This is a genomic window from Anaerosacchariphilus hominis (genome assembly GCF_014290175.1).
GTDB classification, from domain to species: Bacteria; Bacillota; Clostridia; order Lachnospirales; family Lachnospiraceae; genus Laedolimicola; species Laedolimicola hominis.
Genome location: NZ_JACOOR010000007.1, coordinates 12,787 through 32,260, shown reverse-complemented (window position 1 = coordinate 32,260; position 19,474 = coordinate 12,787). Strand labels below are relative to the sequence as shown.

Annotated in this window: 19 protein-coding genes; 6 read left to right on the top strand and 13 right to left on the bottom strand. The window is 51.8% G+C overall.

Annotation, left to right across the window (positions count from 1 at the left end; translation table 11 throughout):
• The first annotated feature begins 100 nt into the window (after window positions 1-100).
• Window positions 101-685, top strand: a complete 585-nt coding sequence (locus H8S44_RS12120; protein ID WP_186873699.1) for a TetR/AcrR family transcriptional regulator — start codon at window positions 101-103, stop codon at window positions 683-685.
• An 86-nt stretch (window positions 686-771) separates the two neighbouring features.
• Here H8S44_RS12120 and H8S44_RS12115 read toward each other — a convergent pair whose 3' ends face one another.
• A complete protein-coding gene (locus H8S44_RS12115; RefSeq protein ID WP_186873698.1) occupies window positions 772-2,562 on the bottom strand; it encodes a glycosyl hydrolase family 18 protein in 1,791 nt (596 codons plus the stop codon).
• Window positions 2,563-3,101: 539 nt separating this feature from the next.
• Between H8S44_RS12115 and H8S44_RS12110 the strand changes: the two genes are divergently transcribed.
• Window positions 3,102-3,845, top strand: coding sequence for an adaptor protein MecA (locus H8S44_RS12110; RefSeq protein ID WP_186873697.1), 744 nt, complete (start codon window positions 3,102-3,104; stop codon window positions 3,843-3,845).
• 117 nt (window positions 3,846-3,962) lie between these two features.
• On the opposite strand, the gene H8S44_RS12105 is transcribed toward H8S44_RS12110, so the two are convergent.
• From H8S44_RS12105 to H8S44_RS12095, 3 genes are all read right to left on the bottom strand, one after another.
• On the bottom strand, window positions 3,963-5,687 hold the full coding sequence (locus H8S44_RS12105; RefSeq protein ID WP_186873696.1) for a carbon starvation CstA family protein: 1,725 nt from the start codon (window positions 5,685-5,687) through the stop codon (window positions 3,963-3,965).
• 2 nt (window positions 5,688-5,689) lie between these two features.
• Window positions 5,690-6,214, bottom strand: coding sequence for a hypothetical protein (locus tag H8S44_RS12100; RefSeq protein WP_186873695.1), 525 nt, complete (start codon window positions 6,212-6,214; stop codon window positions 5,690-5,692).
• A gap of 417 nt (window positions 6,215-6,631) precedes the next feature.
• A complete protein-coding gene (locus tag H8S44_RS12095) occupies window positions 6,632-6,841 on the bottom strand; it encodes a DUF1858 domain-containing protein (protein WP_186873694.1) in 210 nt (69 codons plus the stop codon).
• A gap of 272 nt (window positions 6,842-7,113) precedes the next feature.
• Between H8S44_RS12095 and H8S44_RS12090 the strand changes: the two genes are divergently transcribed.
• Window positions 7,114-7,284: a DUF362 domain-containing protein gene (locus H8S44_RS12090; protein ID WP_158365078.1), complete on the top strand. Its 171-nt coding sequence runs from the start codon at window positions 7,114-7,116 to the stop codon at window positions 7,282-7,284.
• A 41-nt stretch (window positions 7,285-7,325) separates the two neighbouring features.
• On the opposite strand, the gene H8S44_RS12085 is transcribed toward H8S44_RS12090, so the two are convergent.
• The 9 genes from H8S44_RS12085 to rpsF all read right to left on the bottom strand — a co-directional run bounded on the left by H8S44_RS12085 (window position 7,326) and on the right by rpsF (window position 17,014).
• A complete protein-coding gene (locus tag H8S44_RS12085) occupies window positions 7,326-7,919 on the bottom strand; it encodes a MerR family transcriptional regulator (RefSeq protein WP_186873693.1) in 594 nt (197 codons plus the stop codon).
• 142 nt (window positions 7,920-8,061) lie between these two features.
• A complete protein-coding gene (locus tag H8S44_RS12080; RefSeq protein ID WP_186873692.1) occupies window positions 8,062-9,615 on the bottom strand; it encodes an alanine/glycine:cation symporter family protein in 1,554 nt (517 codons plus the stop codon).
• Between the two features lie 310 nt (window positions 9,616-9,925).
• Window positions 9,926-11,269 carry a replicative DNA helicase gene (gene dnaB, locus H8S44_RS12075; protein WP_186873691.1) on the bottom strand — a complete coding sequence of 448 codons (1,344 nt, stop codon included), beginning with the start codon at window positions 11,267-11,269 and terminating at the stop codon, window positions 9,926-9,928.
• A 12-nt stretch (window positions 11,270-11,281) separates the two neighbouring features.
• Window positions 11,282-11,728 carry a 50S ribosomal protein L9 gene (rplI, locus tag H8S44_RS12070; RefSeq protein WP_186873690.1) on the bottom strand — a complete coding sequence of 149 codons (447 nt, stop codon included), beginning with the start codon at window positions 11,726-11,728 and terminating at the stop codon, window positions 11,282-11,284.
• Window position 11,729: 1 nt separating this feature from the next.
• The gene (locus H8S44_RS12065) at window positions 11,730-13,778 is read right to left on the bottom strand and encodes a DHH family phosphoesterase (protein WP_186873689.1); all 2,049 of its coding nucleotides are present in this window, start codon (window positions 13,776-13,778) and stop codon (window positions 11,730-11,732) included.
• A 134-nt stretch (window positions 13,779-13,912) separates the two neighbouring features.
• The gene (locus tag H8S44_RS12060; RefSeq protein ID WP_207724161.1) at window positions 13,913-15,847 is read right to left on the bottom strand and encodes an SUV3 family DEAD/DEAH box RNA helicase; all 1,935 of its coding nucleotides are present in this window, start codon (window positions 15,845-15,847) and stop codon (window positions 13,913-13,915) included.
• 67 nt (window positions 15,848-15,914) lie between these two features.
• Window positions 15,915-16,181 carry a 30S ribosomal protein S18 gene (gene rpsR / locus H8S44_RS12055; RefSeq protein ID WP_158365090.1) on the bottom strand — a complete coding sequence of 89 codons (267 nt, stop codon included), beginning with the start codon at window positions 16,179-16,181 and terminating at the stop codon, window positions 15,915-15,917.
• 41 nt (window positions 16,182-16,222) lie between these two features.
• Window positions 16,223-16,687 (bottom strand): single-stranded DNA-binding protein, encoded by a 465-nt coding sequence (locus tag H8S44_RS12050; protein ID WP_186873688.1) that lies wholly within the window; start codon window positions 16,685-16,687, stop codon window positions 16,223-16,225.
• A gap of 39 nt (window positions 16,688-16,726) precedes the next feature.
• Complete coding sequence (rpsF, locus tag H8S44_RS12045; RefSeq protein WP_158365092.1) at window positions 16,727-17,014, bottom strand: 30S ribosomal protein S6; 288 nt, start codon at window positions 17,012-17,014, stop codon at window positions 16,727-16,729.
• Between the two features lie 250 nt (window positions 17,015-17,264).
• On the opposite strand from rpsF, the gene H8S44_RS12040 reads away from it, so the two are divergent.
• The 3 genes from H8S44_RS12040 (at window position 17,265) to H8S44_RS12030 (ending at window position 19,455) form a co-directional block, all read left to right on the top strand.
• Entirely contained in the window at window positions 17,265-17,531 is a 267-nt protein-coding gene (locus H8S44_RS12040) for a hypothetical protein (protein WP_186873687.1), read from the top strand.
• Between the two features lie 225 nt (window positions 17,532-17,756).
• On the top strand, window positions 17,757-18,293 hold the full coding sequence (locus tag H8S44_RS12035) for an ECF transporter S component (RefSeq protein ID WP_186873686.1): 537 nt from the start codon (window positions 17,757-17,759) through the stop codon (window positions 18,291-18,293).
• 31 nt (window positions 18,294-18,324) lie between these two features.
• Window positions 18,325-19,455 (top strand): pyridoxal-phosphate-dependent aminotransferase family protein, encoded by a 1,131-nt coding sequence (locus H8S44_RS12030; RefSeq protein WP_186873685.1) that lies wholly within the window; start codon window positions 18,325-18,327, stop codon window positions 19,453-19,455.
• Window positions 19,456-19,474 lie beyond the last annotated feature (19 nt).

The window sequence follows — 19,474 nt, the reverse complement described above, 5'->3', positions numbered from 1 at the left end:
CTGAAATATATATTATAATAGAAAAAAATTAACGGTCAATGACCAGTGTTGACCGTTTCGAGAATTAATTCACAAATGTAGATAAAGTGGGTATTTATTCATGGATAAACGAGTAGAAAAAACAAGAGAAGCCATCGTGGAGGCTTATCTTGCTCTGATTATGGAAAAACGCGGTTCTAAAATCACGATTTCCGAAGTAGCCTCCCGGGCCAACATCGCCCGGAAGACCTTTTATTTGCACTATGAATCCCTGGAGGATGTAAGCCAGGACGCCAGCCGTCGGAAACTGGATGATCTGATCCTTATCCTGGAGCGGCACCGGTTCTTTAAGAATCCCTTTGACACGGATCTGCTGTTTCACTGTCTGAATCAGCTCATTGAGCCGGATATCGACCTGTACCGATACCTGTCCAAAGAAAATCCGGAGCTGTTCTTCTGGTCCCAGCTGAAGCGCACTATGATTCGGCTCATTACAGAGATCTACAAGTCCCAGATCGACATGCCCGCCCCTGAACTCCGGCTCTACGCCGAGTATTTTATTTCCGGCGTCACAGCAGTCTATATTTCCTGGCTGCGGGAGGAAATTCCACTTCCCTTTGAGAAGCTGGCCTCCCTGGTGGGGGAAGCCACCCTCCACGGCATCCGGAAGCCTCAGAGCGGGGATTCCGCAGGAACTTCTGCATAATTTCTTCAAATATCGCAATATCAAAACTCCGGGCCTGTGAAATGTTCTGTAACACTTCTCACAGCCCGGAGTTTTTTATGCTCTTTTTAGTTTACATAACGAAGAATGATATCCCAGATATCGGACCGCTCGAAGCCCAGCTTCCATGCGGAGATACCTGCCAGATTGTACTGCTTCATCAGCTCTGCCTTCTTGGCGATGGACTCTTCCTCCTCCAGCCATACCTTATAGGTCTTGCCATCTGCGGTGTACTCCGCATAATACTGGCCGGATTCCTCGTCCCAGGTCTTGGACGCGCCTTTGGCCGCCAGGATCTTGTCGATGCTGTCCATACCGTAAGCCTTGCTGGTCACCACCACCGGATTGGACGTGTCCGTATCGGACTCCAGGGCCAGCTCCTCCTCAGTCTTGGGCCGCTCCTCCCATAGTCTGGTATAGAAGGGAACCGCATTGATGACCTTCTCCGCCGGAACCTCCTTCAGAGTCTCCTCGATTCCTTCCTTCACCCAGCTCAGGCTGGCCACACTTCCGGCCTCCTCGGAACCTGCGTAGTGCTCGTCATAGCCCATAATGATCACATAGTCCGCCACGATGCCCTGCTCCTTGCGGTTGTAGTACTTATTGTGGTCGGCGGGACGGTAGTTGTCCACAGAAAGGACGATGCCGTTTAGACGGCACATAACGGACAGCTCCCGGATAAACTCCACATAGGCCTTGGCCGTCTCGTCCTTGATGTACTCAAAGTCCACATTGATTCCGTCCAGTTTGTACTCAATGGCCTTGGCAATCAGGTTCGTCACCAGTCTCTGACGGGATGAGGTTCTGGACAGAATTTCATAATCGGTAATGGTGTCTTTATAAGTGATATCTTCCACCAGACCCCATACCTCGATGTTATTCTGGTGGCAGTAGTTTACATAAGTCGAATTCGCCAGGGACTCGATATTGCCGTCGTCGTCTTTCAGGAAGAACCAGGTGGGAGAAATGGTGGTCAGTCCCTTAGTCTTCGCGATGGTCTCCAGCACGGTGTTATTGGCGTCCTGATTGGTCACCTGATGCCATGCCATATTGATGGTGTAGTCCTTGGAAATACTGGTGTACTCCGGCTCCTCGTAATTGGACTCGATGGTCTCCTGCCCCTTCTCGCCCAGACATTTATTACGGATATAGCCGATCAGTCCGTCGGCAGTACGCACCTTGGTCCAGTCGCCGATGTCCTCGCTCTCCTCCAGCACGTACAGGGTATCGCCCTTGGCCACATCAGTCAGGATGGGGCTCTTGATACCGGCCCGGTAACGGACCTGTCCCTTTTTCTTTGCTTTTACGGTATCCTTTGCGCCAAAGTCTGTAATGATATTTACCCGGTTCACATCGCCGGTCAGCAGCTCATACTGCACGCCCGTATACTTCTGGATATATTTCAGAGCCACATAAGCCGTCTCACCGTCCGCCTTCACCGGCGCGTAATCCTCGGTGTAGGACTGCTTCGCCACCGTGTAGGTATTGCTTCCCACCTGGGCTGTGATCAGCTCCGTGGGAGTGGTGTACAAAAGCAAATTCTCCTTCGCGTCCCAGTAGAAACGGGAATTCAGATAATCGTAAAGGGTATCGGTGGTCACATAGACCTCCCCGTCGATGACCCGGGCCTTGATGTCCGTAAGCTTGTCGTTCAAAATGACGGCCGCCTCGTCCTCCGAGTCCACGGAATAATACTCGTTCCAGCTCATCCGTTCCTTGGAAGGAGTGTATTTCTCAATCAGATAACTGGCCAGCACGCCGATCAGCGCCACTACGACCAGCACTGCCGCCGCAAGTACCGACGCAAGTCTTCTGTTTGCCTGTGATCTTCTTCTTTTCTTTCGTCTTCTCGTCGCCATAGCAGAAACCTCCTGTTCCCCCTATCATAACAGAATTTTTCCTGTCCGTCACCCCTTTTTTACGGAGACTTCCGCGGCCCGTCCTGCCCTGTCCGGCTCGGAGGGGTCCTCACCGCATTTGTCTGGGCCGCAGCCTCCGTCTCCAAAAGGAGTGCGTGATATATTATGGTCGGAAATGCCGTCCGCGTAGTTTTTTCTTACATCATGGAACTGCACCGAATTGGTGCGGGAATCTGAGAATCAGCCCGGCTTACACGGGGACTTATTTTGCTTTTTGCCTCCTTTCTGTAAAATATATTCGAGAATGTAACCTGAACTCTGTGCCGAACGGCCTTCCTTCTTTTATTGTATGCGGCTTTTCGCCGCAATATGCGTCCCTTCCGGAAATTTCATACTTTCTTTATTGTTTATTCATAAAAAATTGCCATTTTTCAGGGCTTGACTTTGGATTCCGTATTGTATATACTTTCAAAAATGTATATAATAGAAGAGAAACAGTAAAACCTGTTGATTTTCAGATAGATTTGGATGTGAGGATTATGAAGATAGAAAAACTGAATGACAATCAGATACGCTGTACCCTGACCCGGGATGACCTGGCGAACCGCCAGATCAAGCTGAGTGAGCTGGCTTACGGTACAGAAAAGGCCAAGGAACTGTTTCGGGATATGATGCAGCAGGCAGCCATCGAGTTCGGTTTTGAAGCGGACAATATTCCCCTGATGATCGAGGCCATTCCCCTTCCCAATGAGTGTATCGTACTCATCATCACGAAGGTGGAGGATCCGGAGGAGCTGGACACCCGCTTCGCCAAATTCGCCCCCGGCGGAGACAATACCCCGGAGGACGTGAACGATCTGAACGGCATCCTTCCCGAAGGCGCGGACAATGTGCTGGATATGTTCCGCAAGCTCATCGACCGTCAGCTGAAGGAAAGTGCGGCCCACGACGCGGAGCCCAAGAAGGCTGTCACCCTGGCCAACGAGCTGGATATCAGCCGCATCTACTCCTTCCCGGATCTGGATACGGTCATCCATGCCGCCCACGTACTGAAGGGCTGCTACCACGGCTTCAATTCCCTGTACCGCCTGTCCCGGGACGGCGACTACTGCCTGGTGATCCGCAAGAGTTCCCACACACCCGAGGAGTTCAACAAGTTCTCCAATATCCTCTCCGAGTACGGCAACAGCGAGAAGTATTCCTCTGCCGGTGAAGCCTACCTGGAGGAGCACGAAGAACTCATGATCGCCGACGAGGCCCTGCAGAAGCTGGCCGGGCTGTAAACTTAAGAATACAAACGGTTCCCCATATTGGGGAACCGTTTTTTGATCTGTCAGGCCAACCTCCAAAGAAAATTCTATTGGAATTTCCTAAAATATCTTTTTTCTTATTGCAACAGCTTACGCTGCCTTCTTCGGGTTCTTCAATGTCTGAACGCCCTCGATTACCAAGACAATAGCCAGGGCAATCAGAAGGATACCAAAGATGGTCTGCGCCCAGGGACCCCAGTCCGCGCCGCCTGCCGCAATCATGCCGATCTGGTTCTTTACCGTCAGGCACAGAGAGCAGATGGTTACGACAATCATGAAGGCCATCGGGATCAGGAACATCTTATTGTTCTTGCCTACGTTGCCAAGCCAGGTAGCCACAGCCAGAAGGCCAATGCCTGCCAGCAGCTGGTTTGCTGCTCCGAACAGACCCCAGATCTTTGCGTAGCCTGTCATGCCAAGCAGGATGCCCAGAACTACCGTCAGGATGGTGGCGAAGTAGGGATTTACCATAACCTTCTTCCAGCCCTCTTTTACGTCTTTGGCGGTCTCGCCCGGCTCAAGCCAGAACTCCTGGAACATGAAACGTGCCAGACGGGTCGCTGTATCCAGAGAGGTCAGACAAAATGCGGAGTAGGTCAGTACCAGAAGGGAATTCAGGATGCTGTAGCTTCCCGGAATCACGTCGTCGATCATGTGAGCAATACCACCGCCGAAGATCGCGGTAGCTCCGGTCAGAGCCGCATCCGGATGAGTCGCGTTCCACTTGTAAGCATAGCCGATGGCGCACAGGGTCAGGATTGCAAGCACACACTCCAGAAGCATTCCGCCGTAGGCGATGGGCTTTGCGTCTTTTTCTCTGTCCAGCTGCTTGGAGGTAGTTCCGGAGGACACCAGAGAATGGAAACCGGAAATCGCGCCGCAGGCAACCGTAGTGAACAGAACCGGGAACATATACTGCACACCATTTCCGTTGTCTACAGCGAAGCTTGTCACTGCCGGGAAGGTGCTGTCGAAGGTGGGATGCGCCACAACGACACCGAAGAACGCCACGATCAGCATTGCGTAAAGCAGGAAGGAGCTCAGGTAGTCACGGGGCTGAAGCAGGATCCATACCGGCGTTACAGAAGCGATGGCGATATAGATACCCACGATCCACATCCATGTCTTGGTGGACAGGTAAATCGGATGGAAATTCATACCCACTGCCATGATCAGAACGATAGCCAGTACGCCGACTACGGAAGCGATACCCATGGGCATATTCCGGCGGTATACACAGAAGCCAAATACAATAGCAATGGCGATAAACAGCATGGAGATCATGGCTACGGTAGCCGGAGTCTCGGATGCTGCCAGATTCAGAGCGCCGCTCTCATCGTATACAGCGCCGAAGGTAGACGCTACAATCGAAGCAAAGGCTGCCACCACCAGAATCAGGGTCAGGTAGGAGAAGATGATGAACAGCTGCTTTGCGCGCTTGCTCATGTTAGAAGAAATAATCTCGCCGATGGACTGTCCCTTGTTACGAACGGATGCGAACAGAGCGCCAAAGTCATGGACGCCTCCGAAGAAGATACCGCCAACCAGAACCCAAAGGGTTACCGGCAGCCAGCCGAACATCGCTGCGCCGATGGGTCCGGTAATCGGGCCTGCGCCTGCGATAGAGGAAAAATGATGTCCCATCAGAACCGGAGCTTTTGCCGGAACGTAGTCTACACCGTCCTCCATGGTGTGAGCCGGTGTCTCAGTTTTGCTGTCACCTACGCCCCACTGCTTGCACAGCCATCCGCCGTAGCAGATATAGCCTACAATCAGGATTGCAACGCAGATGAGAAGAAGTACCAGTGAATTCATTGTTACATACTCCCTTTCTTTTTCTTTGCATATAGGATTTTTTTCAAAATTTTCGCTGTATGGCGTCCGCCCGCGTTGGCATCAATCTGTCCCGTGGACAGTTGGACTACTGCTGTATGGTGGTCCATCCAGCCGTGCAGTGAAAAATGAAAACTTTTGTAAATGCGGCATTTCTTCAATGCCTTTCTGGCATCCTCGTCGCAGGTATCGCAGACGAAGACTGCTGTAATATAGGAAGCCATGTGGCCCGGGCCCACCTGAATCCGGCTCATGCCGTCTCCCTGGATGTGGTCGCGCCACTTCTCATATAGCTCCAGGGTCAGATGGGGAATATCCACCAGATAGAGGTATTCCTCATTGTCGGCGGACCAGAGCTCGGCTTTTTGGGAAAGCACATATTTCTCAGAATGCTCAAAAAAATCACAGCGGGCTGTGATGGGAGTCTCGTCGTCTGACATGTGGATATCATAATAGGTTTGATAGCTTTTCAGCAGCCGGGTCAGGGCGGCTTCTCTTGTGTATTCCATAATGGGTGTGTCTTTCTGCTTTATTTCTAAAAAATCGATAAACTTTCTTAAAAACTTTTTATAGTATAATACTTCTTTTATATAGTTTCAATACCTTTTAGGTGATTTTTGTAATTTTATGGGGAACGCATGTGTCGGGCTGGCTGTGGCCGATTATAAAAAAGAATGTGCCAATGGCACATTCTCGCGCCGAGGCGCGGTTGCCTTGGCAACCATCTACCACTGCGCCGAGTGCGCATCTTTGCAAGCTCTGCTTGCTTTTATGGAACAGGGAATTCTATCGGAATTTCCTATTCCATAAAAAAGAGAGGAGCACCGGCAGCTTCGCTGCGGTGCTCCTTTCGGGACGGTTCCGGACGGTCGCGGAAGCGGCGTCGGAACCTGGCTGTTTCATGTTGAACTAATAATAATAAAAAACTATGCCTGGCTGGCTGCAAGGAAAGCGTTCAGTCTTGCTACCAGGGTGTCCGGATCGATGCCGTGAACCATGGCTGCTTCGCCCAGGGACTCCATCTGATGTGCCGGACATCCTACGCAGTGCATGCCTTCGCGCATCAGGATTCCTGCCATGTTCTCGTCTGTCTTCAGTACATCTGCGATGAGCATATCTTTATTTACCTGTGCCATTTTATGTTCCTCCTTATGATTATGAATATCTTTACCGCTCTTGTCGGTATTATTCCTGTATAGCAGAAATATTATAATCGAATTCCGAGTGCTTTGCAAGGATTTTTTTGTACAGTTTTGCATACAATCCCGTGTTTATAGATTTTTCACTTGTATATTCCGAATATTTATTATAAAATACACCTGTACATGGATATCGCCATGGCGATATTAACAACATATATCACCTGCAGGCCTGTGGTCTGTAGGATAATAAAAGGAGGATTTACACTATGGCTTATGTAATCGGTGATGATTGTCAGGATTGTGGCGCTTGCGCAGCTGTCTGTCCGGCTGAGGCTATCAGCGAGGGAGATGGCAAGTACGTGATCGATGCAGACGCATGTCTGGATTGCGGTACCTGCGAGGCTGAGTGCCCGCACGGAGCTATCAGCGCAGAGTAATCTGTCTGATATCTGACAAAAGCAGAACGAAAAGGGACAGGTCAAAAGACCTGTCCTTTTTTCTGTCCGAAAAAGCTCCATTTTTTCTTTTCTTCTTTTGCAAGGGTCGCCTTTTCCCTGCGGTTTTTCTGAGAATTCCGGATAGTCTCGTCCAGACGGCGGAAACGCTCGTCCTCCCGCTCCTCCTTCATGCGGAGCAGGTAGTCCATCTCCTTAATAACCTGGCTGCTGACCTGGGTTCCGATCTCGCAGCCCATCTTCTCCGTGTGGTCCTCCAGGGCCTCGGAAATCAGGCGGCTCATGATGCACTGGAACTGCTGCATCTTCTCTTCCCGGGCATGTTCCTCGCCTTCCTCCGCAGGCAGGCCCTCCACCCGGGCCACCAGATGGGTGATCTCCGTATCCCCCTTTTCCAAATCCGGAAGCAGCAGTTTGATAGCTTTCAACTGCACGCCCCGATCCTTCAGTTCCTTGATATGCCGGAATAACCGAATATTTTCCTCCGTATAGTAACGGTGGCTCATTTCATTGCGCCCGATGGGAAGCTTCAGTTCCTCTTCCCAGTAGCGCAGCACATGTGCTTCCACGTCCACCAGCTTCGCCGCATCAGATATCATATAACGTACTTCGCTCATGAAACTCTCCTCCTGTCCTTCTGTGGGTTTGCTCTGTGGAAATGTAATATTTTTCCATATTCAACAGTATAACAGGTTTCGGGAAAATTTCAACCATATTTTGGAAATTCCATATCAATGCAATTCCATATTTGAAAAATTCTTAATCTTTTGCCACGGAATCAGAAGCTCCATAGGCGATAGCCGCCGCATCTGCTTCCTCTCTCAGCTCTTCCTTCAATGCCGCCTCCTGCATCTTCTGAATGTCCGGGAACATGGACAGCATGGGTTCCACCTTTTCGCCGTGCAGGTTCCGGGCCACATAATTCTTTGTACAGCGCATGACTATGGGCGACAGGGTCACCACGCCTATCAGGTTCGGAAGCATCATCAGGCCGTTGAAGGTATCGGAGATATCCCAGGCCAGCTGTGCTTTCATTACGGAACCAGCCAACACAATAATCGCGAAGATCATCCGATAGATTTTCGTAGCTCCGGTGCCGAACAGGTACTCGCAGGCCGTCGCGCCGTAATGGCTCCAGCCCAGTACGGTGGAGTAGGCGAACAGCAGAATCGCGACGGCCACAAAGGCGGATCCCAGAAAGCCGAAATGATTGCCGAAGGCATAGCTCACCAGGGAGCTGGACTCGATGGCAGCCGCCTGGCCGGTCAGCTGTCCGGTGGCCAGATCCACCGCGCCGGAGCTGAGAATGGTCAGCGCCGTCAGGGTGCAGACCACGATAGTGTCCGCGAACACTTCAAAGATGCCCCACATGCCCTGGCGCACCGGCTCTTTCACATTGGAGCTGGAATGTACCATAACAGAAGATCCTAGGCCCGCCTCGTTGGAAAATACGCCTCGCTTCATACCCATTTTCATGGCCAGGGCGATACCGGATCCCACGATGCCGCCGCCCACGGACTTCATGGCGAAAGCGCCCTTGAAAATCGATACGAACACAGCCGGAATCGTAGAAATGTTCATGCCAATGATGACTAAAGTCCCCAGCAGATACAGCAACACCATAAAAGGAACGATTTTCTCTGTGATGGCCGCGATACGCTTCAGGCCGCCGATGACCACCAGCGCCACCGCTGCGAAGAGAAAGATGCCGGTGGCCAGCTTCGGAATACCGAAAGCCGTGTATACATTACTTACCATGGAGTTTACCTGGCTCATATTGCCGATACCGAAGGAGGCCAGCAGGCAGAAACAGGAAAAGAGAACTGCCAGCACGGTGCCCAGCTTCTTACAGCCCTTCTTAGCGCCCAGGCCGTCCCGCAGATAGTACATGGCGCCTCCGGCCCACTCGCCCTTGCCGTTTTTCTGGCGGTACAGGATACCCAGCACGTTCTCGGAGTAGTTGGTCATCATACCGAAGAAAGCGATGAGCCACATCCAGAACACCGCGCCAGGGCCGCCTACGGCGATGGCTCCCGCCACGCCCACGATATTGCCGGTACCCACGGTGGCTGCCAGGGCCGTACACAGGGATTGGAACTGAGAAATACTCCGATCCTCCGTGTGCTTCGTGATATTCTTATCACTGAAAATGGAGCCGATGGTATTCTTCAGCCAGTGGCCCAGATGGGACAGCTGGAAGAAGCCCGTCATGGAAGTCATCAGCACTCCCGTAAAGCCCAGCAAAATCAATGCCGGCCAGCCCCACACCACGTTGTTGACCGCACCGTTTACATTGGTAATCATATCAATCATAACCTCATCCTCCTCACGCGCTCTACTGCCTCTCCGCCGCAGTGGTTTCCTGTAGAGTAAAAAAACGGAGACAACCTGTATCTGGTTGTCTCCGTCGACATTTCACTTTTAACTCCTGCGCGATTTTCTATATCTTAGCACAGAGGCTCCGGGGCTTTCAAGTATCTTTTTCTGTTGCTCCGGTGATTTTGTCATTCGTTTTAAAATTATTTTGTTATATTGTATGATTTCCAAAATATTTTTGTTTTTCAGCCGTTATACATCTGTTCCCTACGGAATCGGTCCGGATTTTTCCTATATTTTATGTCTTTTATACCGGTGGACCCGGCTTAAAGTTCTTAAAGGTGGTGTACTCGGGCATCCACAGCAGATTGATGGTGCCGATGGGGCCATTTCTCTGCTTGGCCACAATGACCTCCGCCAGGTTCTTCAGCTCTGTATCCTTATTATAATAGGAATCGCGGTACAGGAACATAACCATATCCGCATCCTGCTCGATAGCTCCCGACTCACGCAGATCCGAAAGCATGGGCCGGTGATCGGGACGCTGCTCCACCGCACGGCTCAGCTGGGACAGGGCCACCACCGGCACGTTCAGCTCACGGGCCAGACTCTTCAGGCCTCTCGAGATGTCGGAGATCTCCTGCTGTCTGGAATCGGAGGATCGTCCGCCACCGGACATGAGCTGCAGGTAGTCGATCATGATGATTCCCAGCTTATTCTCCAGCTTGTACTTCCGGCACTTGCTTCGGAGCTCCGCCAGGGTGATACCAGGCGTATCGTCGATGATCAGGTTCGACCGGGCCACGCCCTCGGCGCCCTCCACCAGGCGCTCCCAGTCCGTATCGGACAGATTACCGTTTCGAAGCTTCTGGGCATCTACGCCGGACTCCATGGACAGAAGTCGGTTCACCAGCTGCTCCTTGGACATCTCCAGGCTGAAAATGGCTACGGTCTCTCCACTGCGGAAAGCCATATACTGGGCGATATTCAGTACAAAGGCGGTCTTTCCCATGGAGGGACGGGCCGCGATCAGAATCAGATCCGATGGCTGAAAGCCTGAGGTCTGATAGTCCAGATCCTTAAATCCGGTGGCGATACCTGTGACATTTCCCTTGGTACGGGAGGCCGCTTCGATCTTCTCAATGGCGTTCAGAACCACCTGCTTGATGGGCACGAAGTCTCCGGCGTTCCGGCGCTGTACCAGATCGAAAACCTTCTTTTCCGTTTGATCGAGCACATTTTCCAGCGGCTCGGTTCCGGCATAGCACAGGTTATTGATCTCGTCATTCAGGCGGATCAGCTTCCGGAGAGTGGACTTCTCCGCCACGATATTGGCATAATATTTTACATTAGCAGAGGTGGGGACCCGCTCCAGAATCTCCCGGACGAACTCCATGCTGCTGACCTCCTCCGGCACATCCCGGGACCGCAGCTCATTCTGCAGGGTCACCAGATCCACCGGCTCGTCCCGGCTGAACAGATCTACCATGGCGTCAAAGACTACGCCGTACTGCCTCTGGTAGAAATCCTCCCCAGTCAGAAGCTCCGACGCCACCAGCACTGCCTCCCGGTCCATGATCATGGAGCCGATGACAGACTGCTCCGCCTCGATATTGTGAGGCATCACTCGTTTGATGATTGCTTCTTCCATCTTACAGCTCTCTTATGCTTCTCTTACGTTGACTTTCAGTTCGGAGGTTACCTTGGGATGCAGCTTAATGGGAACCAGGGTGGTACCCAGAGTCTTGATGGGGCTGGGAAGCACCATTTTTTTCTTATCCAGCTCAATGCCAAGCTGTGCCTTCGCTGCCTCCGCGATCTCTTTGGAGGATACGGAGCCGAAGATCTTGCCGCCTTCTCCAGTCTTGATGGTTACGTTAACCTCCATCTCCTTCAGGCGCTCGCCGAAGGCCTTTGCCTCCTCATAGATCTCCTTTGCCACCTTCTCGTCGTTGGCCTTTTTCAGCTTCAGATCGTTCAGGTTCTTGGGAGTAGCTTCCAGTCCCAGCCTCTTTGCCAGGATGAAGTTTCTTGCGTATCCGTCGTTTACATCTACTAACTGTCCCTTTTTACCCAGGGACTTTACATCTTCAATCAGAATTACTTTCATGTTAAAATTCTCCTTCCTCATGCAGCTTGTCAATGGTGTGCTTTACAATCTCCATGGCCTCTTCCACACCGCAGTCCAGCTGGGCTCCGGCCATATTCAGGTGGCCGCCGCCACCCATGCGCTCCGCCAGGAGCTGTACGTTCACCTCGTCGATGGAACGGGCGCTCACATAGGTCTTATGCTGGTAATCGGTCAACACCACAGAAGCCCGGACCCCGTTGATGTCCAGAAGCTCGTTGGCTGCCTGGGCTCCCACGATGGTGGGGCTTTCCAGACTTTCATTGGGGCAGACGGCGATGGCAAAGCCGTGATACAGCTCCGCGTGGCGCACCGCCTCGGCTCTGGCCTTGTACTCGCTCATATCATTCCGGAACATCTTGCGGACACGGGTTACGTCCGCTCCGCACCGGCGCAGGAACGCCGCGGCCTCGAAGGTACGCACTCCCGTCTTGCTGGTAAAATTATTCGTGTCAATGATGATACCGCCGTAGAGACAGTCCGCCTCCACCGCTTTAATCTTTAGTCCTTCGTCAAAATACTGCAAAATCTCCGCTACCATTTCGCAGGCAGAAGACGCGTAGGGCTCGATATAAGAGAGCACTGCGTTCTCGATCTGCTCATTGGTCTGCCGATGATGATCCAGTACCACGATGGTGGGCGTCCGGGACAGAAGCTCCGGACACTCCGTATAGCTGGGACGGTTCGTATCCACCACCACCAGTACCGTATTCCGGTCAATCATCTCAATGGCCTGCTCGCTGCTCAGGAACATGTCCGACTCGTAGACCGGATTATCCTCAAAGCAGGCCTTCATAGGCCGCACTGAGGTGGTCACCTCATTCATTACCACATAAGCACGCTTGCCCAGCACCTTGGCTGCCCGGTAGATACCGATGGCCGCACCGAAGGAATCCGCGTCCGTCTGGCGGTGTCCCATTACCATCACCTTATCCCGGCTCTCGATAAACTCCCGGAGAGCGTGGGCCTTTACCCGGGCCTTGACCCTTGTGGTTTTCTCTACCTGCTGGGTCTTTCCGCCAAAATAAGAGATCTTCTCGCCCTCCCGGATAACCACCTGATCGCCGCCGCGGGCCAGGGCCAGATCAATGGCGATCCGGGCAAACTCATAATTTTCCGCAAAGGTTTTTCCCGCGCAGCCAAAGCCCATGCTCAAAGTAACCGCCATTTCATTGCCGATATTGACGGTCTTAACGTCCTGAAGAATCTCAAACTTATTCTCCCGCATGATGGGCAGATCCTTTTCCTGGATGGCGATAAAGTACTTATCCTTCTCGATATTCTTCACGATACCTCCAAAGGAGGCAAAATACTTATTAATCTTCCGATCTACCAGGGCCACCAACAGGGAACGGCGGACTTCCTCCACCGTGTCCAGGGCTTCGTCGTAATTGTCCAGATACAGAAGGCCTGCTACCAGACGCTGTTCCTTAATCCTGCGGATATAATGGTTCATCTCTGTCTCGTCAAAGAGATAAACCGCGATCAGATAGCCGTCGTCCTCTTCCACGTCCAGGAAAGTATTGTCCTCCATGATGTGATCCAGGTAAACCCGGCGCACATCCGCCCGGTAGTCCTTTTCCTCGGAAGAGAACCGCACCACCCGGGTGTCTTCGAAATCATCCTCCGGCAGTAAATCCAGGGTGAATTCCGGGAAAAAGTGGGTAATGGACTTCCGCAGATTTTTTTTGCCCTTGCCGCAGGCCACAAAAAAAGCCGTATTCGCCCAGAGAACCTTGCCGTCCTCGTCCAGCAGCGCATAGGGTATGGCAAGCTCCTTCAGAAGCTTCCTCTGTACCTGTCCGTACTGGGTGGCGAAAGACACCAGCTCTCCGTAGATCTGGCTCCGGTTCTGCACGTACAGCACGATCACGATCCCCATGTACAGCAGCACAAAGGCGCTCATCAGAATACCGGCCTTTACGGACACGGCATACATGCAGAGATTCATGATCAGCAGCAGAATGCTCATCAGAATGGGCCACTGAACATAGCGCTTCAGGCGGCCCTTTAACTGAACCTTTCTTTTCATTTTTGTCCCCTCTATTATTCTTTTTCATCTTTGTCTGCTACTTAATATTTCTATTATAGCACAACTGACTGTCACTTTACAAGAACAGCAAAAGAAAGCTTTTGCCGCACAAAGAAAGAGAAAGGAAGCGCCTCTCAGCGCTTCCCATAACAGTCGTCGCATACCTGGAAGGGCGTGCCCAGGGGCAGGAGCTTTCCACAGTATTTGCAGCGTGCGATGTAATTCTGTTTTCCTTTGGCCAGGTAGTTCATAATCCGCATCTCAGTCTTTTCCCGCTGGGCGGCCAGCCATTCCTCGTCCACTTCCTTCTGCATGCGGTGGGAGAACTGGTAGTACAGGTCCAGCTGCTTGTAATAGGTCTCATACTGCATGATACCGCCCTTCCGATCCCGGTAGAACTCCGGCTTTTCCAGGCACACGTCCGCTGTGTAGGTTCTGCAGTAATTGAGCCACAGGGATACTACTCTGCGATCCTTGATGTCGATGGGACAAGTGATCATTTTGTAGACCAGATGCTTATTCTCAAAGCCGTCGATCTGGTTCCGGTATCTTTTCGCCTGCTCATAAAGATACAGGGCCTCGTCGATATTTTCCTTTACAAAGGGCTCTGAGGGGGTAACGGAGTACCAGATCTTCATGAGCTCGTCCAGAGGCGCGTCGATATCCAGCAGGATCTGGGGGAATCCCAGGTTTACCTGGGTCAGGGGCTCTTCCTCCGCCTGGTACAGTTCCCGGATGAAGGCCAGCTCCCGCTCGCCCGGGGCGTTCACATAACCCTTATCATAGATGCCGAAGCGTCCGGCCCGGCCTGCGATCTGCTTCACTTCGGGAATCTTTAAGGGTCGGCGGCTGACGCCGTCGAACTTGTCTGTCTGCATGAAGATGATACGCCGCACCGGCAGATTCAGGCCCATACCGATGGCGTCTGTGGCCACGGCCACCTTGGTCTTTTTCTGGTTGAACAGGCGGGTCTGGCGGCGGCGGATCTCCGGGGGCAGACTGCCGTAGATGACGCTGGACTTGACGCCCGCTTCTTCCAGCCGTCCCGAAATATCCAGTACAGACTTCTTGGAAAAAGCGATGAGGGCGTCTCCCTCCTGCACGTCGTCCGGGAATATAAAGGGCGTATCCTCGCAAATCAGCTCAGTTTTTCTCTCGTAACGGCGAATCTCATAGTCATCCCGGCACAGACCGATAAGATGACAAATGACTTCCTCCGCTGCAGGACTCATACAGATATGGATCTCCTTTGCCCGCAGTCCCAGCACCGCCTTGGTCCAGGAGTGGCCACGATCCGTATCCGCCACCAGCTGGGCCTCGTCGATGACCGCAATGTCATAATTTTCATCAAAATCTGCCATCTCGATGGTGGAGGACATGATTCGGCTGCCGGCTTCCTCGATGCACTCCTGTCCTGTCCGCATGGTACAGGGAATGCCCGCCCGCTTCATCTGTTCATAAACCTCCAGGGCCAGCAGACGTAATGGGCCCAGATAGACGCCGCACTCTGCTTTCTTCAGTCGCTCCAGGGAACGGAAGGTCTTACCGCTGTTGGTGGGGCCGATGTGCAGAATAAAATGCCGGTGCAGCTCCCGCACCTCCAAAAACTCCATCTCCGGCCGGGCCGGAACCAGCTCCAGGATCTTGTTCGTCACCTTATAACGGCGGAACTTGGGATACAGGGTAAACAAAGGCTCCTGGCAGATGGCGCAGGGCATGGTTCTCCGGGCCCAGGCCAGGAATTCCCCATTGATACCGTCCTTCTGCTCGGCCAGCAGCATGCCCAGATCCAGCTCCAGCAGCCTGGGCAGCATTTCCTCATTGAGGGCCTGTATCAAATCCTCTTTGTTTCTGCGGTAGGCATAGGAAGCCGTGTTCTTTAGCTGCCGGTGCAGCTCTTCCAGGGTACGGATGTTGATCTGTCCCGATCTGGCGCTGCGCAGGGTCTTCTGAATCTTTGCGATTCTGGCCTGCATGCCCGCTTCCTTTACGGGCTTTTTCGGCTTTTTGCGGCCTGCCCGCTCATATTGCTCTATATAAAACTGATTCAGTTTTTTCTTTTGAATCATAATTTTCCTCTTTCATAACAAAACCCCGCAGCCATTACGACTGCGGGGTCTGATTTCCGTAAATGAATTAGTCCATTACGTACGGCATCAGGGAAATGTGACGTGCTCTCTTGATAGCTACAGTCAGAGCTCTCTGGTGCTTTGCACAGTTTCCTGTGATTCTTCTGGGAAGGATTTTTCCTCTCTCAGACACGTATCTCTTTAATTTCGCTACATCCTTGTAGTTAATCTCGTTGTTCTCTTTTCCACAGAATACGCAGACTTTCTTTCTTCTGCGTCCCATGCCTCTCCGTCTCATCGGAGCGTCGCCTCTATCGGATTTTGTGTAAGCCATGGCTTTTACCTCCTTTTATACTCTTCACTGTTCCATGATTGTTAGTTAAACGGTAATTCTTCGTCGATACCATCCGGGATGTTCATAAAGCCGTCTCCCGCTGCTGCGGAAGGAGTCGGTGCGGACTGGAAGGGATTTGCCTGATTCTGCTGAGACTGGAAGCCGCCTGCATGCTCGCCTGCTGCCGCCTTGCTCTCTGCGAACTCCTGCTCCTCTACGACCACGTCTGTGGTATAGACCTTCTGTCCCTCACGATTTGTATAACTGCCGGTCTGGATACGTCCGGTAATCGCAATCTTCGTGCCCTGACGCAGATACTTCTCCGCGAACTCAGCCTGACGTCCGAATGCCACGCAGCCGATGAAATCAGCGCTTGCATCTCCGTCTCTTCTGAATCTGCGATCTACTGCCAGTGTATATCTCGCCACTGCTGTAGCGCTCTCTCCCTGAGAGTAACGTACATCCGGGTCACGGGTTAAACGTCCCATTAAAATTACTTTATTCATACCAACAATCCTCCACTTTTTCGGTTAAAAACCTTGTCTCTATGCGTCTTTGCGAACACACAGATAGCGGATGACATTCTCCATGATACGAACGTGCTTTTCCACCTCTGCAGGGCAGGTTGCGTCAGCGTCAAACTGAATGAAGTAGTAGTACGCTTCTCTCATGTGCTGGATATCGTAAGCAAGACGCTTCTTGCCCCAATCTTCCACCTCTGTCACTACACCGCCGTAACGAGCGATATACTCTTTCGCTTTCTCTACGGTAGCAGTTCTGACGTCATCCTCTGCCTTTGCATTCACAACTAATGCTAATTCATACTTGTTCATGCTTTACCTCCTTTTGGTCTCTGGCTTCCTCTCTACGGGGGAAACAAGGAATTTAATAATATATCACGAGGTAATACTATAACATAATTTCGACGGCAAAGCAAGGACTTTTTCTGGATTTTCATGGATTTTTCCATACATTCTTTCTTTGACAAATGGAAGAGCTGCACTTATACTCTAAGTATTGTTTTATCACTTTGATATAAAGTTTCTTTATTATAGAAATGATTTTGGAAACGGGAGGTTTTTTATGCGAATCTGGGCCAGGGAGTTTAAGAGTAATCGTATGCTGAGGGATACAGTGGTTGAGGATTTTTCCGATGAAACACGGACCCATAAAATCTTTAACGCGCTGGATGAGATCTGCCATCAGTTTGATCTGAGCAAGCCGATTTGGCTGGAATCCTGCATTGCGGATTTTAAACGGACGGCGAAAGTGCGGTTTTATCAGGATAGTTTTATTGATCAGATTGAGTTTGATTATCTGGAGGTGCAGGTGATCGAGGAGGATTATTAAAACGGACATTGAACCTTATTGCGCCATTCTTTTACGCTTCTTATTTCATGGTTTTTCTATGTGTTTTAGTAGTTTTTATACTGGCTTGGTCATTTTTTCAAAAACTGGCTATTTCAAAATAGCCAGTCCGCCTTTATAGTAGCATCTAACAACAGCAGAGCGCAGCGGACTGTGCACATCCGCCTATTACCTACAAAACTGCTGGGAAAGATGAGGAATTTATCTATGCTGAATACAGAAGCTACTGCCGCAAAGAAGAGCGGCATTACCACAAAGGAACTGGTTATCGACGCAATGCTCATTGCGCTCACCTATATTTTCACTGCGTTTGTAAACCTTCGCCTGCCCATCGCGGCCAACGGCGGACTGATTCACCTGGGAAATGTACCGCTGTTCCTGGCGGCCATCATCTTCGGACGCCGCACCGGTACTCTGGCAGGCGCCTTCGGAATGGGACTTTTTGACCTGCTGTCCGGCTGGTATCTCTGGGCCCCGTTCACCTTCGTCATCGTCGGTTTCATGGGCTTTACCGTAGGCGCCATCACCGACAAGCATCACGGCTACGGCTGGAACGCACTGGCTATCGCCGTTGCATGCGTGATTAAAGTGGTAGGCTACTACATCGCTGAAGGCTTTATCTACGGTAACTGGGTGGCTCCGGCGACCTCCATTCCCGGTAACCTGGTACAGATCGGCGTGGCGGCGATCATCGTCATTCCGATTGCGGAGCGTCTGAGAGTTACCATTCAGAAGAGACTGTAATTCGTTTTACTTATTCAAAGGAGATTTTTACATGTATGAAATTATGACGCCCGGGCCTACACAGGTCCGGGAAAATGTATTGGCAGTCAGAAGCCTGCCCTGCACCAATCCGGATCTGGATCCGGACTTTTATACGTTCTATAAGGAAACCTGTGAGCTCATCAGCGCTCTGCTTCATACTAAAAATGAGGCGTTGATTCTGGGCGGCGAGGGTATCCTGGGGCTGGAAGCAGCCTGCGCCGGTCTCACCGAGCCGGGCGACCGGGTACTGGTCATCGACAATGGCGTGTTCGGCAAGGGCTTTGCGGACTTTGTGAAGATGTACGGCGGAGATCCGGTACTGTATACCGTGGATTATCTGGAGGCTGTGGATGTGGATGCGCTGGCGGCTTATCTGGAAAAGGATCATAACTTCAAATACGCCACGGTGGTTCACTGCGACACTCCCAGCGGCGTGCTCAATGACATCGCGCGGATCTGTCCGCTGCTGAAATCCTATGGCATTCTGACCGTCGTGGATTCTGTCTCAGCCATGTTTGGCGAGGAAGTCCGGGTGGATGATTATCAGATCGATCTGCTCTGCGGCGGTTCCCAGAAAGTGGTTTCCGCCCCTCCGGGACTGACCTTTGTGACCGTGAGTCCGACTGCATGGACGGCTATGAAGGAACGGAATACCCCCATTGCTTCTTTCTATGCGAATTTAATGACCTTTGATGGGTATTTTGAGAAGCAGTGGTTTCCGTATACCATGCCCATCAGCGATATCCGGGGACTGCGGGCTGCCTTTGAGAATATCAAGGCAGATACGACCATCCTGGAGCGGCATGCGAAGATCGCCGGTGCGGTGCGGACGGCGCTGACTTCCTGCGGGCTGAAGCTGCATACACGGAAGGGATATTCCAATACGGTGTCTGTCTTTGATGTACCCAGGGAGACAACTGCTGCGGCGATTCTGACGGCGGTGCGGGAACAGTTTAACATTATGCTGGCCGGTTCTTTTGATGTGCTGGAGGGTCAGGTAATCCGGATTGGACACATGGGCGAGAATGCCCGGGCCGAGAAGCTGGAGGCCGTGATGAAGGCGTTGGATGCGGTACTGCCGGAGCTGGGAGTCCCGCTTACCGGGTCTCTTACTGAGACTTACCTTGAGGCTTTGAAATAAAATTGCATTTCTGCACTTT